The sequence below is a fragment of the Streptacidiphilus anmyonensis genome, from assembly GCF_000787855.1.
GTDB classification, from domain to species: domain Bacteria; phylum Actinomycetota; class Actinomycetes; order Streptomycetales; family Streptomycetaceae; genus Streptacidiphilus; species Streptacidiphilus anmyonensis.
In genome coordinates, this window is record NZ_BBPQ01000148.1 from 1 (window position 1) to 1,282 (window position 1,282).

General features: G+C 72.5%; 1 protein-coding gene and 1 pseudogene. Both read right to left on the bottom strand.

Annotated features, from left to right (window positions below; translation table 11 throughout):
- Positions 1-72: 72 nt before the first annotated feature.
- On the bottom strand, positions 73-843 hold the full coding sequence (gene istB, locus TR50_RS42095; RefSeq protein WP_042436037.1) for an IS21-like element helper ATPase IstB: 771 nt from the start codon (positions 841-843) through the stop codon (positions 73-75).
- A pseudogene (locus TR50_RS42100) lies at positions 840-1,282 on the bottom strand (hypothetical protein); the annotation flags it as partial. The pseudogene TR50_RS42100 and the gene istB, both read right to left, overlap by 4 nt.

Below are 1,282 nucleotides of genomic sequence, written 5' to 3' on the forward strand. Positions count from 1 at the left end.
TGTCGTCCGTCACGTAATTCCCCGGGCCCGTGAGCAGGTAATTCCCCAGGGTGCGGTCCGGTGGGGGTGAGACTACCCGGCCTTCGTCCGGGTGTCGTGGGTGGTGGTTCTGGGTCGCTTGTTCGGTCTGTAGCTGGCTCCGTTCATGAAGAGCTGGTGGCTGTTGTTGATCAGTCGGTCGAGCAGGGACTCGGCGACGACGGGGTTGGGGAAGAGGGGATACCAGTCCTGCGGGGCCCGGTTCGAGGTCAGGATCAGCGACCGGCCCGTGCGCTCGGTGATCAGTTCGTAGAGGTCGTCGGCCTGGGCGGGGGTGAGCTCGCGCATCGCGAAGTCGTCCAGGATGAGGACGTCGGGCCGGGCCAGTTCGCGCAGGCGGCGGTCCCAGCTGTGGTCGGCGCGTCCGCCGGCGAGGTCGGCCAGGGCCCGGCTGGTCTTGGTGAACCGGGCGTCGGCGCCCTGCCGGACGGCGAGGTGCCCCAGCGCCTGGGCGACGTGTGTCTTCCCGACCCCGACCGGGCCATACAAGATCACGGACTCTCCGGCCTGGAGCCAGCGCAGGGCGGCCAGGTCGCGGATCTGGGCGGCGGGCAGCTTGGGGGCGGCGGCGAAGTCGAAGCCCTCCAAGGTGGCGGCGTCCTCGAAGCGGGCGCGTCGGATCCGGCGGTCCAGGGCCTGGGTCTCGCGGCGGGTGATCTCGTCCTGGCACAGGACCTGCAGGAAGTCGAGGTGCCCGAGTTCGCCTGCGCGGGCCTGGGCCAGGCGGGCGTCCAGGGTCTGGAGCATGCCACCGAGCTTGAGCTGGCGCAGGCACTGCTCGAGGTGGTTCACCAGGACGGTCATGACGCGGTCCCTCGCTCGGAGAGGACCGCCGCCGAGGTGCTGGTGACGGCGGCCGGGACGTCCGCGGTGCCGGTGTCCGGGGCGGCCGGGGCGGGCTCGGTGGGCAGGGGGATGACGTTCGCGAAGAGCGCGGTGGGCCCGTGGAGGAAGGCCGCGGCGCCCGCGTCCCCGGTGTCCGGCGGGACCGGGGTGTCCTCGGTCCCGGCGGCGAGGATGCCCTTCACGGTGCGGTAGGACGGGTCGCCGACAGCGACGGCCTTGGCGCAGGCGGCCTCCAGCCGGACCGGTCCGTGTTTCTTCTCCAGGCCCAGGACGCCCTGGGCGGCCCGCAGCCGGAACAGGGCGTTGACCTGCAGCAGGTCCTCGACGACCGCGGCGGTGGCGGGGCCGATCCGGGCCGCCTGCTTGCGGCACCAGACGGGGGTGCGCATCTGGAAGG

Coding starts and splice junctions, on each gene's coding strand:
- istB (WP_042436037.1), bottom strand. CDS start 843: ATGACCGTCCTGGTGAACCACCTCGAGCAGTGCCTGCGCCAGCTCAAG.